Source organism: Ectopseudomonas alcaliphila (assembly GCF_900101755.1).
GTDB lineage: Bacteria > Pseudomonadota > Gammaproteobacteria > Pseudomonadales > Pseudomonadaceae > Aquipseudomonas > Aquipseudomonas alcaliphila.
This window is the reverse complement of record NZ_FNAE01000013.1, coordinates 61,995-79,882: the sequence shown is the minus strand read 5'-3', so window position 1 is coordinate 79,882 and position 17,888 is coordinate 61,995. Positions and strand designations below refer to the sequence as shown.

The window sequence follows — 17,888 nt, the reverse complement described above, 5'->3', positions numbered from 1 at the left end:
AAGCCCAGAACAGGCCGGATATACGAATGCAACCGCGCTGACGACAAGTGCAAAAGAAAAGCTTTGCCCACTACTTGTGGGGAGAGTCCATATACATTTGTTAGGCCATGAATTATGGCGCGATGCGCGAGTTATCGGAAACAGCAAAAGCCACCCCACCCAAGACTCGGCAAGCCTCCGCAAGCATTACTTGAAATTTTCTTTCGGATTCATCAGTCCATGACTGCCCGAATTGCAGGGTGAGGTGTGCTGACTCAACGGGCTCTCCGCTTAACATGAGTTCAACAGAAAAGTCATCACCAGAGGTGAAGGCACCCTCAGTGCAGCCTGAAAAGAAATTGTTGAACACCTTGGTTACGAAGTCCGTTGCACCAAGCGGGGTAACGTCTTCAACTGCCGATATGTCATCAATCCTTGAATCTGTAGGTTTCAAAATGATGATATCGAAGCTCATTTGGTAGGCCTAACGCTAAGGTAAGCGGCGCCGGAGCGCCAGCGGAGGGTACCAAAAGCGGTACGCTTTTGGCGTCCGGTTGACCGACTGGTTAGCCATGAACGACTCCAATATCGGCCAGAAGAGACACAATCTCTGGCCTTATCTCTTTTGTAGATGATACAACGCCAGCCATCAACTCCTTCTCAGGAGCGACATAGTCGAACGGGAAAACCTCCGAATGATACGGACCATGCTTAAAAGGTTTGTTGCCTTCCCGAACCGCCGCCAACTCTGCAAGTATCCCAGAGTTGTCACAATTCCGTAGCCTCTCTAACAGACTAAGACTGTAATGCTCACGAGACTCTGCAAGATGACTCTCAGCCTCCAATGCCCAGCTCCTGTATTTTTCAAGCTGACTCTGCTCACCGAAGTAACGAGCCATAACATACAGCATTACCAGCGATAGAATATGCTGATAGCCTACTGTGTAGCTCCAGGCTGCCTTTGAGTACCCCTCGCGCAGGAGTGAGACGCACAAATCTGCTACCCAAAACCCCTCATAAAAATTAATAGAGCCATCTTCCAGCGAATCGCTCAAGAAGAAGCCCAGCTCCGTGGCGACCAAAACAGGATTTGGCTCATTGGCGATCAATTCTCGTAGTTCTTCTATGTCCATATTTTGTGGCTAACGCCGTGCTTTGCGGCTGGTTTGGAGCGCAGCGGAAAACCAGTCCGTCAACAGCACCTTGTTAAAAGTTTTGCTTGGTATAAACAAGATACTCGCCGCTTAGTTTTTGCAGCATGCGAGAAATAGTGAAAGCATCTGCTATTGCACTTGGCCTCCAATCATCTGATTCTGTTGAGCCTAGAGTCCGATTAAATAGTCTGTGCCCTACGATTTGAAAGGCCTTGGACCAAAATACCTGCTCCTTTTTATCTAGCTCTTTATCCAGATCGATGTCTGTACAAATTGCATAGAGTTCGTCGTATCCCTGCTGCATCTTCGCTACGAAATCAGCTGCCTGGGCCTCATTGATTTCCGAGGCGACTTCAATGGCCCACTCCATTAATGCGCAGAATCGCTTGTTACTAACGAAATGATGTTGATCTTCTGCTGAAAAGGCGCCTGCCATTGCTAATCTCGATTGTACTTTTAACGTTTGGTTAAGGGGCGGGCTTTAGCCCGTCCCAGTGAGCGGAGCGAACGGTTTGAACCACTAGTTAGGCACCTTGGCTAACTGCTTGCAAGAAGCTAGCTTGAAAGTTGGTTGCCAGCATTTTATCTACTGCTCTCAGAGCTTCTATTGCCTTTTCGGGATCAAACGTGTGCCCTTGCAGGGTAGCTTCAGCTTGATTGTGGAGAGCATATGCCAGATGGGCTGCAGCTTTAACGGCTGGATCGGGAGTGTCGCCGCTACCTATATGATGGGCGAGCAGTAGCCGAATTTCGTAAACGGCGAATGCCAACAGTTGGTTTTGCTTAACGTCCATGCAAATTTATCTCCATGTGTGCCTAACGCACGGCTCTGAGGCTGGCAAAAGTGGAGGCGAAGCCGGAGCTTTTGCCAGTCCGACAGCAGCCGCTTGTTATGGCTTTACGCCAATTTCTTTGCAAAAAGACCGTGAACATGTTTTTTGTAAATTACCTGCAATATCTTGTTGTATTCGGAGTAATTGAACTGCCCCTCAGGCACTGAAACTTGTTTTAGCAACAACGCCACTTCAGGTATTGGCGAGGACTTGTGATCGTTAAGTGCCTCGACAATTCTCTTTGCTTGCGGCTGGCCATGAAAGTCCGCATCGTATTCACCGATAATGTCATTTAAATCACATAGAAGATAGATGATGGCGCCTTCTCTAATAAGGTCTTCATCCAAGTCAAGACTCTCGTTTGCCAGTTCATTTACCTCAACACCAAGATAGTCAAAGCCATTAAAATCATTGGGATCGAGATAAACTGTCTGATCATTGGTAATGCCACCCTCATTTAGTAGGTGGTAGTAAAGCAGTAGCACCGATGCCATCGCTTTGTTTCCAATTTCATAGTTCGTATTGTCGATTATCATCTCGATCTATCTTTGGCCATAACAGTGATTAGATGGAAGGCGGTACTAATCCGATAGTAGAGCCTTCCATCTAACTCCGCACCATCGACATGCCCACCACAAGAATAAGCCTATTTAAATCAATGCATTACTACTCCACCGTTGACCTGCCAACGTATTCGCTTGACTTCTTCTTTTTGCTCCACCATTACCACTGTACAAAAACACAGCCAGGGAGTCGGCCATGGAGATCTCAAGCAAACCTCGTTTGCAAGAGCAGTTCAGGCCGGTGATGCGTGTGTACCATTACAGCATCCGTACGGAAAAATCCTACTGGTACTGGATTCGCTATTTCATCCGCTTCCATCAACTGCGTCATCCGCTGGAGCTCGGCGCTATCGAGGTCAAGCTTTTCTCTCCTGGCTGGCCGTTGAACGCAAGGTGGCCGCCGCTACCCAGAATCTGGCGCTCAATGCGCTGGTTTTCCTATACGACAAGGTGTTGCAGCAGCCCCTTGGGCACGTTAGCGAGGTGGTGCGTGCCAAACGCTCGGCGCGTATTCCATGCGTGCTGACGCACGAGGAAGCGACAGCGCTGATTGCCAGGTTGGGTCAACCTCATCAGTTACTGGCTTCTCTGATGTACGGCGCCGGTTTGCGCGTAGTAGAGGCGGCGCGCCTGCGCATCAAGGATATCGATTTCGATAAGCAGGTCATCGCCATCCATGACGGCAAAGGTGCCAAGGATCGAACGACACTCTTGCCGCCCCCTTGATCACACCTGCTTGAACGCAGAGAGCGTATGTTTCGCGCCTGGAAGCAACAGGACAGCTTTTATCAGGCTCCGGTCAGCCTGCCCTTTGCGTTACGCCGCAAATATCCCAAGGCCGGGCGCTCCTTCGAGTGGCAGTGGCTGTTCCCGTCGACAGGGCTTTGTACCGATGAAGACGGGCAGATCGTTCGTCATCACCTTCATGTCAGTGCCATTCAGAAGGCGGTCAGGTACGCGGTCAGGCAGTCAGGCCTGCATAAGCCTGCCAGTTGCCATGCCTTTCGCCACAGCTTTGCCACCGACTTGCTGCGCCGAGGCAGTGACATCCGAACGGTACAAACGCTGTTGGGGCATGCCGATATCCGCACGACGCAAATCTACACGCACGTACTTGGCCAGGGGCTTTGCCGGTGTCGTCAGCCCGTTGGGGTGACTCTGATTGATCGTGCCCCCCTTCCCGAGTTGCATCCTGGCTACGTGGATCGGCGCGGCTAAAGCCCGCCCACTGCAGAAGAGAGTTTATTCGCCCTGGCTCCTACCGCCCCGCTGTATCACCGTCCGCCCACTGGCGCCCTGTTCCGTGCCAAACAGACGTGCATAGCGCAGCGTCGCGTTGGCGTGTTCGCGCATGATGCCTTCGGCCCGTGCCCCCTGGCCGGCGAGCACGGCATCCACCGCGGCATGATGCTGCAGGTGGGCGAAGTTGAAGCGGCGGTATTCGCGATCCAGGTGGTCGCGATCTACCACCAGGGCGCTGACCGAGGCAAATGGCAGGTGGTCGTTGCGCGCCAGGGCGGTGGCGATGGCCGGGTTGCCGCTGGCTTCCACCAGCACCTGGTGAAAGCGCAGGTTGATGTCGTGGTAACGGGCCAGGTCTTCTTCACTCAGGTAGCCCTTGTCGAATAGCTGATCGCCCTGCGCCAGGCATTCCAGCAGCACAGCGCGCACCGCCTCGGAGACGCCGCGTTCGGCAGCTTGGCGTGCGGCCAGGCCTTCGAGCACACCGCGCACTTCCACGGCGCCGGCCAGTTCTTCTTCGCCAAGTTGCCGCACCGCGTAGCCGCGCGCGCCATGGCGGATCAGCAGGCCTTCCTGTTCCAGCACGCGAAACGCCATGCGTACCGGCATGCGCGATACGCCCAGGCGCTCGGCAGTGGGGATCTCGGCGATGCGCTCACCGGCCGTCAAGCTGCCCTCGGCGATCATCTGCCGCAACAGCGCCAGCACCCGTTGTCCCGGTCCACTCATAAGCCCTCCTTGATTGGATCCAATGGCGCCAGTCTACGGCAGCCAAGGGCCCGATCAAATCGGTATTTCGTGCGATTAACGCCCATAAATGGATCCATAAACCTGATTTTGACTGGCCATTTAACCCTCCCAGGCAGATTATTGGATCCAATAACAACAATAGCCTCGAGGAGGTTGTCATGTTCCCGAAAAATGCCTGGTACGTTGCCTGCACGCCGGACGAGATCGACAGCAAGCCATTAGGCCGCACCATCTGCGGCGAGTCGATGGTGTTCTACCGTGGCCCGGAAAACCGCGCCGTGGCCCTGGAAGACTTCTGCCCGCACCGTGGTGCGCCGCTGTCGTTGGGCTACGTCGAGGACGGCCTGCTGGTCTGTGGGTATCACGGCCTGGCCATGGGCTGCGACGGCAAGACCGCCGCCATGCCCAACCAACGCGTGCAGCATTTCCCCTGCATCCGCCGCTTCGCGGTGATCGAGCGTTACGGCTTCATCTGGGTCTGGCCCGGCGACGAAGCCCTGGCCGATCCGGCGCAACTGCCGCATCTGCACTGGGCGGAAAGCCCCGAGTGGGCCTACGGTGGCGGCCTCTATCACATCGCCTGCGACTACCGGCTGATGGTCGACAACCTGATGGACCTGACCCACGAAACCTACGTGCACGCCAGCAGCATCGGCCAGAAGGAGATCGACGAGGCGCCGGTCAACACCCGTGTCGAGGGCAGCGAGGTGATCACCAGCCGTTTCATGGAGAACATCTCCGCCCCACCCTTCTGGCGTGCAGCGCTACGGGCCAACGGTCTGGATGAAGACGCATTGGTGGATCGCTGGCAGATCTGCCGCTTCACCCCGCCAAGCCATGTACTGATCGAGGTCGGCGTGGCCATTGCCGGGCACGGCGGCTATGACGCCCCAGACCAGTACAAGGCCAGCAGCATCGTGGTCGACTTCATCACGCCGGAGAACGAGACCTCGATCTGGTACTTCTGGGGCATGGCGCGACGCTTCAAGGTGGATGACAGCGAACTCACCGACCGCATCCGCGAGGGCCAGGGCAAGATCTTCAGCGAAGACCTGGAGATGCTCGAACGCCAGCAGCGCAACCTGCTGCGCCATCCCGAGCGCAACCTGCTCAAGCTCAATATCGATGCCGGCGGCGTGCAGGCACGGCGCATCATCGAGCGCCTGCTCAAGGCCGAGCAGGCCCAGGGCGATGAGCAGATCCTGGCCAGGAGCGCATCATGATCGAGGTCATCATCCGCGCCATGCGCCTGGAGGCCGAGGGCATCCTCGGCCTGGAACTGGTGGCGACCGATGGCGCCGAACTGCCGCCATTCGAGGCTGGCGCACATATCGACCTGCACCTGCCGAACGGGCTGATCCGCCAGTATTCACTGTGCAACGACCCGCGCGAACGCCATCGCTACCGCATCGCCGTATTGCGCGACGCCGCCTCACGCGGCGGCTCGCAGGCCGTGCACGAGCGGCTGCGTATCGGCCAGCGCCTGAGCATCGGCGCGCCACGCAACCTGTTCGCCCTCGACGAGCAGGCGCCGCACAGCCTGCTGCTGGCCGGAGGCATCGGCATCACCCCGCTGCTGTCCATGGCCTGGCGCCTGCATGCCCTCGGTGCGGAATTCGACCTGCACCAGTGCGTGCGCTCGGGCAGGCTCGCCGCCTTCGCCGAACGCCTGGCCAGCGCGCCCTTCGCCGCATGCACGCACCTGCACTGCGACGACGGCGGCGCGGAACAGAAGCTCGACCTGCCATCCTTGCTCGCCGCCGAGCCGCCCGGCAGCCAGCTCTACGTCTGTGGCCCCAACGGCTTCATGGAGTACGTGCTGGATACCGCCCGCGCCATGGGCTGGGCGGAAGAACGCCTGCACCGCGAATACTTCGCCGCGCCGGAGGCTGAAAGCGGCGGTGGCGCCTTTACCCTGCGCATCGCCAGCAGCGGACAGGAGCTGCAGGTGCCGGAGGATCGCAGCGCGCTGGAAGTGCTGGAGGAAGCTGGCTTCGATATCCCGGTGTCTTGCGGGCAGGGCATTTGCGGCACCTGCCTGACCCGCGTGCTGGATGGCCAGCCGGAGCACCGCGATCTGTTCCTGAGTGACGAGGAAAAAACCCGCAACGACCAGTTCACCCCCTGCTGCTCACGCTCGCGCAGCGCCTGCCTGGTGGTGGACCTGTAGGCAAAGAGACGGCGTCCTGTTCGCGGCGCCGTCGTAGCCCGGAGGCAATCCGGGACATGGCTGCCGCGAAGATCCCACGATTGCATGCGGACTACGGTGGCAGGGCGCAGGAAACCTCAGGTGCGCAACCCGGCGATGGCCAGGCGCAGTTGCTGCTCCAGCATCGCCAGTTGCTGGCTCGCCACCAGCGTCTGCTGATTGGCCTGTGCCACGCGCTCAGCATCCTGGCGGATCTGGCCGACGTTGCCACTGACCTCGTCGGCAACGCAACTCTGTTGCTCGGCACTGGCGGCAATCTGCTGATTCATCTGTTCGCTGAGCGCGACCGCTGCGGTGATGTCCTGCAGCGCGACACCTGCCTGCCGAGCCAGCACCGCGCTCTGCTCGCTCAGCGAACGGCAATCACGGATCTGTTCCTGGCTGTGCCTGGAGCGCTGCCGCAGCCCCTCGATCAGCTCGCCGATCTCGCGTGTCGAGGTCTGGGTACGCCTCGCCAGCGCACGTACTTCGTCAGCGACGACGGCAAAACCACGCCCCTGCTCCCCTGCCCTGGCCGCCTCGATGGCGGCGTTGAGGGCCAACAGGTTGGTCTGCTCGGCAATCGCGCTGATCACTTCGAGCACACTGCCGATGCACCCCACCTGCTGTTGCAGGTCATCCATGGCAGCGACGCATTGGTCCATGCGCTCGGCCAGGTGCTGCACTTGCAGGCCGCTCTGCTCGGTCACCTGGGCGCCGGTGCAGGCACGCTGCTGCGCCTGAGAGGCCGCTTGCGAAGCCTGCGCGGCGTTCTGTGCCACGTGCTGCACGGTCGCGGCCATCTCCTGCATGGCCGTGGCTGCCTGCTCGGTTTCCTGCCGCTGGCGCTGGGCGATGGCGTTGCTCTGCGTGCTGAGGTCCGCCAGCGCGCCGCTGGTCCGCCCCAGGCTGGCGACTCCCTCACCCATGCCCACGACCAGTTGCCGCAACGTCGCGGCCATGGACTGCATGGCACCCAGCAACTGTCCAAGCTCGTCCTGGCGCGCATGGGCCGGGGTAACGCTGGCGAGATCGCCCTCGGCAATCCGCCGGGCGAGCTGCAGGGTGTTGCGCAAGGGCGCCACGATTAGCCCACGAATGATCAGGGATGCAGCCAGCGCCAGCACCACGATCACCAGCGCACCGCCCAACTGCCCGAGCATCACTGCGTGGCCGCGCGCCTGCATGCGCGCCTGCCCTTCGGACACGGCCTGCTCGACCGGCTGCATCAGTGCCTGCGCCTGCTGCTCCATGTGCGCGGCGCTCTGCCGGCTCAGGTCACGGCTCTGCAGGTAACGCTCAAAGGCCTGCCGATAAGCCTGCAGCGCTGCCGAGGCAGCCGCCAGGCTCTCGGCTGAACTCGGGTCGACCCGCCCCTGCAACAGCTCCAGTGCCGTGTCCATGCCATCGACCCGCTCGCGCCAGCCGGCCTGCGCAGTCGTCATGCCGGTCTGCACGTAGGCGAACTCCAGGCTGCGCGCCACCAGCAGGTCTCGCTGCAGAGTCGAGGCCTGCTCGGCCAGGCTCAGCGGGTCGCCGTCGAGTAGCACGCCGCCATCCAGCGCGCCGCGTACCTGGTCGACCATGTCCATCTGCACCGCTTCGAACTGCAGGCGCGCATGCTCGGCCTGCTCCTGCATCAGCACCTGAGCCTCGCCGGCCTGGCGCTGACTGGCGACGAAATCCCCCAGCTGCGTGCGATAGCCGTCGAGCGCATTGCGCAGCGTGCTCGACAGTTCGCCGATGCGCGAGGCAGGTTCGCCTGCGAGCTCATCCAGGCGAGTGGCCAGCGCCTGCAGCAGGCGCTGCACCTCGGCCAACTTCGCGGGTTCGGGCTCCAGTGCATAGGTCTTCTGTGCAGCATGCATCTGCAACACGAGCTGGTTGATCTTCCCCCGCTCGCCAACCTCCTGGCTCTGCTCGAGCAGGAATGCCGTGGCATGCAACCCTTGTGCGATGGCCGATACGGCGAGCAGCGAAACCAGGCCGAAGCCCAGCAAGAGTTTCTTTCCCACCGAGCAATCGACAAAAAGTCGAACGACTTGCCTCAACATCCTGGCTGTCCTCGAACAGATCATGAGCCAACAGGCTCTCGGCCTGACAATCAGTCACTTACCGCCATGGCGACACGCTGATCACTGAAGGCCGCCGCCAAACTTTCCTCGATCAGTTGCCAGCCCTGCTCGGCAACGTCGGCCGGCCCGAGGTGGGTGAACATATGGTCGCAGTCGGCAAACATGCGCTCCTGCACCACAACGCCGGCCTGGCGCAACTTGGCTGCGTAGACCTGGCCCTCGGCGCGCAGCACATCGTATTCGGCGGTGATCAGGGTCGTGGGTGGCAGGCCGCGCAGTTGCTCGAAGGAAGCCAGAGCCGGTGAGGCCAGAGGATCCAGCGCCTGCGCCGGGTCAGGCAAATAGCACCCCATGAAGAAATCCATCAGCCTGGGGCCCAGCAGCGGCTTTTCCAGCGCCGAGGTCTTGCTCTGGCCAGGCGCGGCCAAATCCAGCACGGCGTAGTCGATCACCTGATGCACCACGCGCAGACGTCGATGCTCACGCGCCAGGGCGGCAACCCCGGTGGCCAGGTTGCCGCCGGCGCTGTGGCCGCCCACCGCCATGCGCCAGGGGTCGATGCCCAGCTCGGGCGCCTTGTCCGCCAGCCATTCCAGCACGGCGAAGCACTGCTTCAGACCGGCCGGGAACGGATGCTCGGGCGCCAATGCATAGTCAAGGTTGACCACCAGGCAGCCGAGGTTGTGTGCCAGGCGCTGGCAGTAGCTGTCGTCGTGCTCCGGCACGCCGGCAACGAAGCCGCCGCCATGCAGGTTCAGGTAGAGCGGCAGCAGAGCATCGCCCTTCACCAGGGGCCAATAGAACAGCGCTCGGGCACGCCCCTGTGGGGTGTCGATATGACGGATTTCGCGGGCGCGCAGCGGGTACTGCGCAGTGTCGTAGACGAAGCTGGCCTTCATCCGCCTGGCGAAGGCGCGCAGCAGTTTGGCGGCAAGGAGTTGCAGTAATTTCATCGCGAGAATCTCACGGCAATGGGTTGAGCATGGGGTCGGCGGCCAGCATATCGAGGCTCACAAGCACGCTTGCGACATAGCGCTCCAGACTGCCATCGACCTAACTGACGGCGGCATCGAGCAGGCGCTTACGTACGAAGCGATAGGCCAGTCGCTGTTTGTGCAGCGCCTCGGTCTGCGCCGGCAGCAGTTCGATAACCTCGGCGAAATCCGCCTCGATCTGCTTGTCCAGACTGAGGAAGCCGCTCTGATCGAGGTTCAGCGAGTGGTCGCCCAGCACCCGCGCGCTGCGTGCCTGGGCGTGCAACAGCAACTCGCCGATATTCAGGCACAGCCGCTGCAGCACCTGGCGGGGCACGCTCACCTGCTGATCATGCAGCTGTAGCTGCGCCGCCAACTGCAGCCGCGCATCGAGCAATGCCACCAGCAGTTGCGGGTAGCGCGGTGCCTGATCACGCGGCACGGCCGCAAGTTCTGCCTGACGTACCAGCAGCGCCTCGACGGCCAGGCGCAGGGGCTCGGGCCAGGGCCGCTCATCGAGCTGACGACGCAGCCCCTCGCGAGCCTGCAGCATGCGCGCCAGGTGGCGTTCGTCGGGGCGGGCACGCGGATCGGCGTCGAAATACACCAGGGCGTTGGCCGCCAACAGTACCGCCTGGGTGCGCAGCGATGGCTCGGCCCAACTCAGCGGCGCCAGACACAGCAGCGCCACGATCAGCGCCAAGCGCCTCATCAGTCCGCCACCCGCTGGCTGCCGCGTGGCAGCAGCAACCAGGCCAGTGCCGGCAGCAGGATCAGCGCGCCAAGCATGTTCACCAGGAACATGAAGGCCAGCAGGATGCCCATGTCGGCCTGGAACTTGATCGGCGAGAACACCCAGGTGGCCACCGCAATAGCCAGGGTAAGGCCGGTGAGCAGCACCACCTTGCCAGTGGCCAGCAGCGCGCCGTAGTAGGCGTCCTGCAGGCTGTCGCCGGCTTTCATGCGCGCCAGCAACACGCTGAGCACGTACAGCGCGTAATCGATGCCGATGCCCACACCGAGGGCGATCACCGGCAGGGTGGCCACTTTCACCCCCATGCCGAGGCCCACCATCAGCGCTTCGGCCAGCACCGAAGTGAGCATCAGCGGCAGGATCGCCGCGAGCACCGCGCGCCAGCTACGGAAGGTCAGCCAGCACAGCAAGATCACCGCGCCGTAGACCCAGTAGAGCATTTCACGCATGGCTTTCTCGACCACGATGTTGGTGGCCGCTTCGATGCCTGCGCTGCCAGCGGCGAGCATGAACTTCACCTCGGGCAACGCTTGCTGGGCGATGAAAGCCTCGCTCTCGGCCACCACCCGTGCCAGCGTCGCCGCTTTGTGATCGGCCAGGTAGACGTACAGCGACAGCAGCGAACAACCCTGGTTGAACAGCTCGCGCGGCGCCCGCGTCTGCACGGCACCCAGCGCTCCTTCGTTGGGGATCAGTTCATACCACTTGAGATTGCCCTCGTTGTAGCCGGCGCTGGCCATCTTGCTCAGGCTGGCCATGGAGTTGGTTGCCTCCACGCCCGGCAGTTGCTCCAGGCGCCAGGCCAGCTCGTCGACTGCCGCCAGGGTGGCGTAGCGCGTGCACTGATCCTCGGGGGTGCGCACCATGATCACGAAGATGTCCGAGCTGGCGGCGTAGTGCGCGTTCATGAAGGCAGCGTCGCGGTTGTAGCGCGAGTCGGCGCGCAGCTCCGGCGCGCCGGGGTCGAGGTCGCCGATCTGCAGTTGGCTGCCGATCAGCTTGCCACCCAGCGCCAGCACGGCGCCGACCAGCAATGCGGCAATGGCCCGGCGCGGCGTGGCGAAGCGCGACAGGCCGCTCCATAGCGGATGCCGCTCGTGCCCGGCCTGCTGATCGCGCAGGCTGCGCTGCGCCGCTTTGGCGCTGACGCCGGTGTAACTGAGCAATACCGGCAGAAGCACCAGGTTGGTCAACACCAGTACCGCCACGCCGATACTGGCGGTGATCGCCAGGTCGCGGATAACCTGAATCTCGATCACCCAGAGCACGGCAAAACCCACCGCATCGCTGATCAGCGCAGTCAGCCCGGCTAGGAACAGACGACGGAAGGTCATGCGCGCCGCCGCCAGACGCGACAGGCCACGGCCGATGTCCTGCATGATGCCGTTCATCTTCTGCGAGCCATGGCTCATACCGATGGCGAACACCAGAAAGGGCACCAGAATCGAATAAGGGTCCAGCGCGTAACCCAGTGATGCCAGCAACCCCACCTGCCAGAGCACGCCCACCAGCGAACAGGCGACCACCGCGAAGGTGCTACGCAGGCAACGGGTGTAGGCCAGCAGCATGGTCACACTGACCAGCACGGCGATGACGAAGAACAGCGCCACCTGGCCCAGCCCTTCCAGCAGATCGCCGACGATCTTCGAGAAGCCGGTGATATGGATGCTCACGCCTTCGGCCTGGTACTTGGCGCGCAGCGTTTCCAGTTGCTGCGACAGCACCGCGTAGTCCAGCGCCTCGCCGTTTTGTGGATTGCGGTCGAGCAGCGGCAGGAAGATCACGCTGGAACGCATGTCGCCGGCCACCAGCTGGCCGATCTCGCCGGAGCGGGCGACGTTGGCGCGCACCTCGTCGAGGCTCGCGGGCGAGCCGTCGTAGCCATCGGGGATCACCGTGCCGCCATCCAGGCCATCTTCGGTCACCGCCGTCCAGCGCGTGGTCGGCGTCCACAGTGACTTCATGTAGGGCCGGTCGACGCCCGGCAGCAGGTACAGCTCGTCATTCAGCCGCGCCAGGGTGTCGAGGTAAGCGGCGTTGAAGATGTCGCCCTGCTCGGCGGCCACGGCGATGCGCAGCACGTTGCCGACACCGCTCAGTTCGCTGCGCTCGGCAAGGAAGTTGGCGATGTAGGGGTGCTGGGTGGGGATGGTTTTCTCGAAGCTGGCATTGATGCCGATGCCACGCGCCTGCCAGCCGAGCAACAGGGTCAGCGCCAGGCACAGCAGGATCACCAGCAGGCGGTGATTGAAGATGGCGCGCTCGACGACGTTGCCCGAACGCGGATCGAAGTCATCCAGATAGGTCGCAAGGGTCGGCACAGCACCGGCGGGGTTCTCGAATTTCACTACGCACTCCTCAGGCGTGACAGGCGCCACGCCGACACGGGATCACTCAGCGCTGGGCCGACTGTTCAGGTATTTGCCGGGTGGTGACGCCACTCAGGCCGGCACTGCTGAGGCTGCCATCGGCGGCCTGGACGATGCTGGCCAGGCCCGGCGCCAGGCGCAGTGGCATGCTTTGCGCGCGGGCACCGCCAGGCTCTGCAGCGAGCAGCTCGCCGCCCTGCCCGGCCAGCAGCAAGCGCCCATCGGCCAGCTCCAGCGCGCCTGCGAGCGCCGACTCAACGCCGGTTGCCAGCGCTTGCCAGGAGGCACCACCATCTTCCGACCACCAGGCATTACCACGCAGGCCGTAGGCCAGCAGGCCATCACGGGCGGCGAGCAAACCGAAGAAACTGCCCTCGTAAGGCGACGGCAAGGCCGCGAAATGCTCGCCACCATCGCTGGAGCGCAGCAGCAGACCACGCTCGCCGGCGATGTAGAGATCACCCCGCCAGGCGCTGATGGCATAGAGGTTGAGCGCCTGCGGGTTGTCCAGATGCTGCATCCAGCTCTGCCAGCTCTGGCCACCGTCCGCGGTACGCAGGATCAGGTTGTAGGCGCCGACCAGATAACCGACCCGCGCATCCTGGAAATACAGGTCGAGAAAGGGTTTGTCCGGTCCATCGGCGACCATCGCCTGAGCCTGCTCGATGGCTGCCGCATCGCCCGAGGCTTCGGCAGCCTGCAACACCAGCTTGGCAGCCTGGATGCCGTCGAGCTGCTTGCGCCAGGTTTCGCCGCCATCGGCGCTGTGCAGCACCACGCCGAGATGGCCAACCGCCCAACCTTGCCGGGCATCGATGAACTGCACGGCCGTCAGGTTGACGCTGACCGGCACCTCAGCCTGGCGCCAGTGCACACCGTCGTCATCCGACAGCAGGATGATGCCACGCTCGCCGACCGCCACCAGGCGCTGGCCGGCACGTGCCAGGCCCAGCATGACGCTGCGCTCGGCCTTGGCACTGTGCATGGCCGGGCGTTCGAGCACGGTGGGGGCCGCCTGCACGGCCAGGGCGAAGACGCCGGCCAGCAGCAGGACGAGCCCGCCGAGCCCTTTCGCTAAGACTTTCATCGTGACCTCCTCGAAGGCCGGGGCAGCTGTGCCGCCCCGGACACTCGAATCAACGTGCGCTGGAGTTAGCCATGGCATCGGGGGTGAAGAACGAGGCAGAAGGCCGAGGGATCTTCTGGTACTGCACGCTCAGGTCGTTGCTCGAGGAGTTGAGGAAGTAGGCACCGGTGTCGAGGTTGTAGCTGCCCCACATCACCTGCGAGGTCAGTGCCGGCATGTCCGGCGCCAGCAGGGTCAGGCTGTACATCTGCCGCCCCAGGCGACCCTGGGCGTCATAGCCATCGACCAGCAGCACTTGCCAGGAATCCTCGTCCACGTAGTAAGTACGGCGCGGTACCACATGGCGCTTGCCGGCCTTGAGCGTGGCCTCGACCACCCACACGCGGTGTTTCTCCCAACGCACCAGATCCGGGTTGAGGAAGCGCGGCTGCACCAGCTCATCGCTCTTGGCCAGGCCGGCGCGGTTATTGTTGTAAGGCACCAGCAGTTCCTTCTTGCCCACCAGCTTGAGGTCGTGGCGGTCGGTCGGGCCGAAGATCATGAAGGCCTCGTCGAACAGGCCGACGCCGGAGGTGACGAAATCAGGCGTGTCGTAGGCAATGTTCGGCGCACGGCGCACACGGCGCTGGCCCACCAGGTACTGCCAGGCGGCCCGCGCGGACGGGTCGACGTCCCAATGGGTCATCAGCCCTTCGCCAGCCTTGGACGAGGGCAACTCGGTGTACAGCTTGCCCCACTGATACTTGCCGCCGAAGCTCTCCAGGCTGCCCTCCTCGAAATAGTAGGGGAACTGGTAGCTGAACTGCGCGCGCGTGGCCTGCACCTTCTTGCCTCCGGCGGTCATCAGCCAGGTGTCGAACGGCGCATTGATGGTGTCGCCGCCCTGCCAGGACAAGCGGTAATTCCACAGCACCTCGGCACCGTTTTGCGGTATCGGGAAAGGGATGCCGCCATAGGCGCCGCTGACCTTCTCGGTGGTCACATCGAGCTGGGCTCGGGTGGCGTTGGCGAAAGTATTGTCGTACACCCACTGCGGCGCGGCGGCGCTGCGATGGGTCGGGTACACATCCAGGCGGTAGTCGGGGTACTTGCTCAGCAGCACCTTGGAGCCTTCGGCCAGTTGCTCAGCGTACTGGCTCATGTTGGCGGCGCTGATGCTGTACAGCGGTTTCTCCCCGGCGAAGGGATCGGCGCGCTTGTCGCCGCTCTTGAAGCCGGCCGGCACCTGGGTGTAGCCACCGTCCCAGGCGGGGATGCTACCGTCGGCAGTGCCGGCGCGCTCGGCGCCCATGGGCGTGAGATCGGTCTTCAAACGTGCGGCCTGCTCGGGGGAGACGGCCGCCTGGGCCAGACCTCCGGAAAGCAGGGCCAGCCCGCAGAGAGTGCTGATCAGGGTCTTGTTAGGCATGCTCGTTACACCTGTCGTTGTTATTAGAAAGTGGTCTTCACGTACAGCGAGACGAAGTCGCGGTCAGCCAGCGATTGCGCGTAGCTGAAGTTGCCGTCTTCACGCAGGCCGGCACCCGGGGCGCCGAAGAAGTTCACGTAGTTCAGGCCCATCTCCCAGCGCTGCAGATAGGTGGCCTTGAGACCCACGCTCCAGTCGCCGGCGTGGGTGTTGCCGAAGCCGGACTTGCTCACCGCCGAGGAACGACCGTCGAGCACTATGCCAACGCCGATCGGCACGCTGAGGTCGAGGCCGTCGGCGATCTGGAAGTACGCCGGCTCGGCCAGCACGCGCAGCGCAGTGGCGTCGCGAGTGGTGTTACTGTCCAGCGCGTTGCGGTTGTCGGTGACGCTGAGGGTGCGGTTCCACGCCAGCTCGGCGAGGATCGAACCGCCATCCCACAGCGCTGACGGCGACAGCAGGTAGATGGTCGAGAGGTTGAGGTGTGCGGTGCGCCCCTTGGCGTACAGGGCGTCGCCGGCGTTGTCCGCCAACTGCCCTGGCGCCACCACCTGCAGGTTGCTGACCAGCGGCGCATCCCAGCGCAGCGAGGCCTCACCGGCAAAGTTGAAATCGCCATAGGCGGTGGAGAAGCTGGCACCGACCGTCTTGATGTTCTCGGCGAACACCTGGCGGTATTCGTTGAGAATCGGCAGGCCGGTGGCCTGCGCGGCCGGGCCGTCAATGTAGGCATACAGGCCGCTGGGCGCCTTGTCGTGATACTGCGCGGCGTACAGCCCCAGCTCCAGCTCGGTACCCTCGGGCTTGTAGCGCAACTGCAGGCCGCCCTGCCCGCTATTCTTCGCCTCGATGTCCTTGCCGTGCACGGTGAGGTTGCCGAACACCTGGCGCAGGTCACCGGAGCCGTCACCGATGGCGTCGTTGTCGCTCAGGTAGCTGCCGGCACCCGGCAGGTTGGAACGCTCCCACTCGAACTGGTAGTAGGCACCCACGGATAGTTGTGGGTTGATCTGCAACTGCCCGGAAATCTGGTTGACCGGACGCAGGATCTCCTTGAACTGGCTGCCCGGCACGCTGAGCAGCTTGACCACGTCGGTCGGCCCCTGCGCCGCGCCGATGCCGTTACCGCCGTAGAACAGGCTCTCGCCATAAACCAGGCTGTGCCGCCCCAAGCGCAGCACGCCCTGCGAGCGTTCGCCCAGCTCACCGCGCAGGTAGACGAAGGCATCCAGCAGTTCGGCGTCACGCCCATGCAGCTCGCGGGTCTTGGACAGAAAGCGCGGTTGCTCGCTGCTGTCGGTGTCCTCGTTGTAGACGCGGTCGTACCAGGCCGCGCCGCTGACGCGCAGGCCGTAGTTCCGGTGGCTCAGGTCCATCTCCGAGAAGATGTCGAGGCGGTTGGAAACCAACCCGCGGCTGAAATTCTTGTCGCCCTGACTCTGGATCGAGGGATACAAGCCACCGGCCGTGGGGGCGTTGGTGAGCCGATCATCGGCACGGTTGAGGCGCCAGGCCTGGCTGTACTTGAGGGTATTGTCCCAGCGCAGTTGCCAGTCGCTGTCGCCCAGGTCGATCTGTGCAGCCATGGCCGGCACGCTGCTGGCAAGGCTGACGGCCAGGGCCAGCGAGCGGGCGCCGGCATTCGCGTATATGTGTTTCATGTCGTTCCTCATTGTTTTTGTTGTACGGACGCGGTGGCTGCCGACAGGGCAGCCGGTATCAGCGGGTGTTCTCTCCCGGGGGTCAGATGTAGGTGGACGCCAGGCCGCCATCGACCGGCAGGTTGATGCCATTGATCCAGCGCGACTCGTCGGCGCAGAGGAAGGCGATCACCGCCGCCACCTCGTCGGCGTAGGCCGGGCGCTTGATGCGGTGGGCATCGGCCTCGGTGCGCTGGGTGCCGAGCATGGCCACGAAGTCGCCGAGGATCGGCGTGAACACCGGCCCCGGCGCCACACAGTTCATGCGCACCGAATGGGCCATGAACCAGGGCTGCGCCTGGGTCATGCTCCAGACGATCAGCGCCTCCTTGAAGTACTGGTAACAGGTCTGCGGCGGCACCGGGTTGGCCGCCAGCCAGGCCTCGCCGGCGGCGAAGCCCTCGACTGCCGCCAGCGCCTTGTGCTGCTCCAGGCGCTCGGGCCACTGCGCGCCGAGGATCGAGGCGACGTTGACGATGCAGCCACCCGCCGCGATGCGCGGCAGCAGCGCCTGGGTCAGGTGGCGCAGGCCAAGGTAGTTGACCCGTGCCAGCAGGTGCGGATTAGCCGTGCCGGGCACGCCGGCGATGTTGCACAGGCCGTCGAGCTGCGCCGGTAGCCGGGCCACGGCCTGGTCGATGCTGGCCGGGGTTTCCAGGTCGATCTCGACGAAGCCGTCGAGGCTCATCTGTGGCTCGCTGCGATCCAAACCGATCACCCGCGCGCCGTGAAAGCGCAGCAGGCGCGCGGTCTCGGCGCCGATACCGGAGGCGACGCCGGTTACCACCAAGGTCTTGCCTTGCAGATTCATC

At 62.8% G+C, this 17,888-nt stretch carries 16 protein-coding genes and 1 pseudogene; 3 read left to right on the top strand and 14 right to left on the bottom strand.

Annotated features, from left to right (window positions below):
- Positions 1 to 112 precede the first annotated feature (112 nt).
- From BLR77_RS24070 to BLR77_RS24050, 5 genes are all read right to left on the bottom strand, one after another.
- Positions 113 to 454, bottom strand: a complete 342-nt coding sequence (locus tag BLR77_RS24070) for a hypothetical protein (RefSeq protein WP_074682545.1) — start codon at positions 452 to 454, stop codon at positions 113 to 115.
- Positions 455 to 545: 91 nt separating this feature from the next.
- A complete protein-coding gene (locus BLR77_RS24065) occupies positions 546 to 1,112 on the bottom strand; it encodes a hypothetical protein (protein ID WP_139203086.1) in 567 nt (188 codons plus the stop codon).
- Positions 1,113 to 1,185: 73 nt separating this feature from the next.
- Positions 1,186 to 1,569, bottom strand: a complete 384-nt coding sequence (locus BLR77_RS24060; protein WP_074682542.1) for a hypothetical protein — start codon at positions 1,567 to 1,569, stop codon at positions 1,186 to 1,188.
- An 88-nt stretch (positions 1,570 to 1,657) separates the two neighbouring features.
- A complete protein-coding gene (locus BLR77_RS24055; RefSeq protein WP_074682540.1) occupies positions 1,658 to 1,927 on the bottom strand; it encodes a hypothetical protein in 270 nt (89 codons plus the stop codon).
- A gap of 104 nt (positions 1,928 to 2,031) precedes the next feature.
- On the bottom strand, positions 2,032 to 2,502 hold the full coding sequence (locus tag BLR77_RS24050; RefSeq protein ID WP_074682539.1) for a hypothetical protein: 471 nt from the start codon (positions 2,500 to 2,502) through the stop codon (positions 2,032 to 2,034).
- Positions 2,503 to 2,922: 420 nt separating this feature from the next.
- Here BLR77_RS24050 and BLR77_RS25360 point away from each other — a divergent pair.
- Positions 2,923 to 3,747, top strand: a pseudogene (locus tag BLR77_RS25360) (integron integrase).
- Between the two features lie 24 nt (positions 3,748 to 3,771).
- Here BLR77_RS25360 and BLR77_RS24040 read toward each other — a convergent pair.
- Positions 3,772 to 4,500, bottom strand: coding sequence for a GntR family transcriptional regulator (locus BLR77_RS24040; RefSeq protein ID WP_074682537.1), 729 nt, complete (start codon positions 4,498 to 4,500; stop codon positions 3,772 to 3,774).
- A gap of 179 nt (positions 4,501 to 4,679) precedes the next feature.
- Between BLR77_RS24040 and BLR77_RS24035 the strand changes: the two genes are divergently transcribed.
- Complete coding sequence (locus BLR77_RS24035; RefSeq protein WP_074682536.1) at positions 4,680 to 5,744, top strand: aromatic ring-hydroxylating oxygenase subunit alpha; 1,065 nt, start codon at positions 4,680 to 4,682, stop codon at positions 5,742 to 5,744.
- The gene (locus tag BLR77_RS24030) at positions 5,741 to 6,691 is read left to right on the top strand and encodes a PDR/VanB family oxidoreductase (protein ID WP_074682534.1); all 951 of its coding nucleotides are present in this window, start codon (positions 5,741 to 5,743) and stop codon (positions 6,689 to 6,691) included. Before BLR77_RS24035 ends, BLR77_RS24030 begins: the two co-directional genes overlap by 4 nt.
- A 116-nt stretch (positions 6,692 to 6,807) precedes the next feature.
- On the opposite strand, the gene BLR77_RS24025 is transcribed toward BLR77_RS24030, so the two are convergent.
- The 8 genes from BLR77_RS24025 to BLR77_RS23990 all read right to left on the bottom strand — a co-directional run bounded on the left by BLR77_RS24025 (position 6,808) and on the right by BLR77_RS23990 (position 17,887).
- Positions 6,808 to 8,724 carry a methyl-accepting chemotaxis protein gene (locus tag BLR77_RS24025; protein ID WP_162275028.1) on the bottom strand — a complete coding sequence of 639 codons (1,917 nt, stop codon included), beginning with the start codon at positions 8,722 to 8,724 and terminating at the stop codon, positions 6,808 to 6,810.
- An 89-nt stretch (positions 8,725 to 8,813) separates the two neighbouring features.
- Positions 8,814 to 9,737 carry an alpha/beta hydrolase gene (locus BLR77_RS24020; RefSeq protein ID WP_074682530.1) on the bottom strand — a complete coding sequence of 308 codons (924 nt, stop codon included), beginning with the start codon at positions 9,735 to 9,737 and terminating at the stop codon, positions 8,814 to 8,816.
- 100 nt (positions 9,738 to 9,837) lie between these two features.
- Entirely contained in the window at positions 9,838 to 10,470 is a 633-nt protein-coding gene (locus tag BLR77_RS24015) for a hypothetical protein (protein ID WP_074682528.1), read from the bottom strand.
- Entirely contained in the window at positions 10,470 to 12,860 is a 2,391-nt protein-coding gene (locus BLR77_RS24010) for an efflux RND transporter permease subunit (protein WP_238380620.1), read from the bottom strand. The genes BLR77_RS24015 and BLR77_RS24010 overlap by 1 nt, the downstream gene beginning before the upstream one ends.
- Positions 12,861 to 12,906: 46 nt before the next feature.
- Positions 12,907 to 13,968 (bottom strand): WD40/YVTN/BNR-like repeat-containing protein, encoded by a 1,062-nt coding sequence (locus BLR77_RS24005; RefSeq protein ID WP_074682526.1) that lies wholly within the window; start codon positions 13,966 to 13,968, stop codon positions 12,907 to 12,909.
- Between the two features lie 49 nt (positions 13,969 to 14,017).
- Entirely contained in the window at positions 14,018 to 15,376 is a 1,359-nt protein-coding gene (locus BLR77_RS24000; RefSeq protein ID WP_074682524.1) for a DUF1329 domain-containing protein, read from the bottom strand.
- 23 nt (positions 15,377 to 15,399) lie between these two features.
- Positions 15,400 to 17,037, bottom strand: a complete 1,638-nt coding sequence (locus BLR77_RS23995; RefSeq protein ID WP_074682522.1) for a DUF1302 domain-containing protein — start codon at positions 17,035 to 17,037, stop codon at positions 15,400 to 15,402.
- A gap of 82 nt (positions 17,038 to 17,119) precedes the next feature.
- Positions 17,120 to 17,887 (bottom strand): coniferyl-alcohol dehydrogenase, encoded by a 768-nt coding sequence (locus BLR77_RS23990; protein ID WP_074682520.1) that lies wholly within the window; start codon positions 17,885 to 17,887, stop codon positions 17,120 to 17,122.
- Between the last annotated feature and the right edge of the window lies 1 nt (position 17,888).

Bases quoted from the DNA above. Each gene is read 5' to 3' on its own strand.
- BLR77_RS24070 (WP_074682545.1), bottom strand. From the start codon at position 454: ATGAGCTTCGATATCATCATTTTGAAACCTACAGATTCAAGGATTGAT.
- BLR77_RS24065 (WP_139203086.1), bottom strand. From the start codon at position 1,112: ATGGACATAGAAGAACTACGAGAATTGATCGCCAATGAGCCAAATCCT.
- BLR77_RS24060 (WP_074682542.1), bottom strand. From the start codon at position 1,569: ATGGCAGGCGCCTTTTCAGCAGAAGATCAACATCATTTCGTTAGTAAC.
- BLR77_RS24055 (WP_074682540.1), bottom strand. From the start codon at position 1,927: ATGGACGTTAAGCAAAACCAACTGTTGGCATTCGCCGTTTACGAAATT.
- BLR77_RS24050 (WP_074682539.1), bottom strand. From the start codon at position 2,502: ATGATAATCGACAATACGAACTATGAAATTGGAAACAAAGCGATGGCA.
- BLR77_RS24040 (WP_074682537.1), bottom strand. From the start codon at position 4,500: ATGAGTGGACCGGGACAACGGGTGCTGGCGCTGTTGCGGCAGATGATC.
- BLR77_RS24035 (WP_074682536.1), top strand. From the start codon at position 4,680: ATGTTCCCGAAAAATGCCTGGTACGTTGCCTGCACGCCGGACGAGATC.
- BLR77_RS24030 (WP_074682534.1), top strand. From the start codon at position 5,741: ATGATCGAGGTCATCATCCGCGCCATGCGCCTGGAGGCCGAGGGCATC.
- BLR77_RS24020 (WP_074682530.1), bottom strand. From the start codon at position 9,737: ATGAAATTACTGCAACTCCTTGCCGCCAAACTGCTGCGCGCCTTCGCC.
- BLR77_RS24015 (WP_074682528.1), bottom strand. From the start codon at position 10,470: ATGAGGCGCTTGGCGCTGATCGTGGCGCTGCTGTGTCTGGCGCCGCTG.
- BLR77_RS24005 (WP_074682526.1), bottom strand. From the start codon at position 13,968: ATGAAAGTCTTAGCGAAAGGGCTCGGCGGGCTCGTCCTGCTGCTGGCC.
- BLR77_RS24000 (WP_074682524.1), bottom strand. From the start codon at position 15,376: ATGCCTAACAAGACCCTGATCAGCACTCTCTGCGGGCTGGCCCTGCTT.
- BLR77_RS23995 (WP_074682522.1), bottom strand. From the start codon at position 17,037: ATGAAACACATATACGCGAATGCCGGCGCCCGCTCGCTGGCCCTGGCC.
- BLR77_RS23990 (WP_074682520.1), bottom strand. From the start codon at position 17,887: ATGAATCTGCAAGGCAAGACCTTGGTGGTAACCGGCGTCGCCTCCGGT.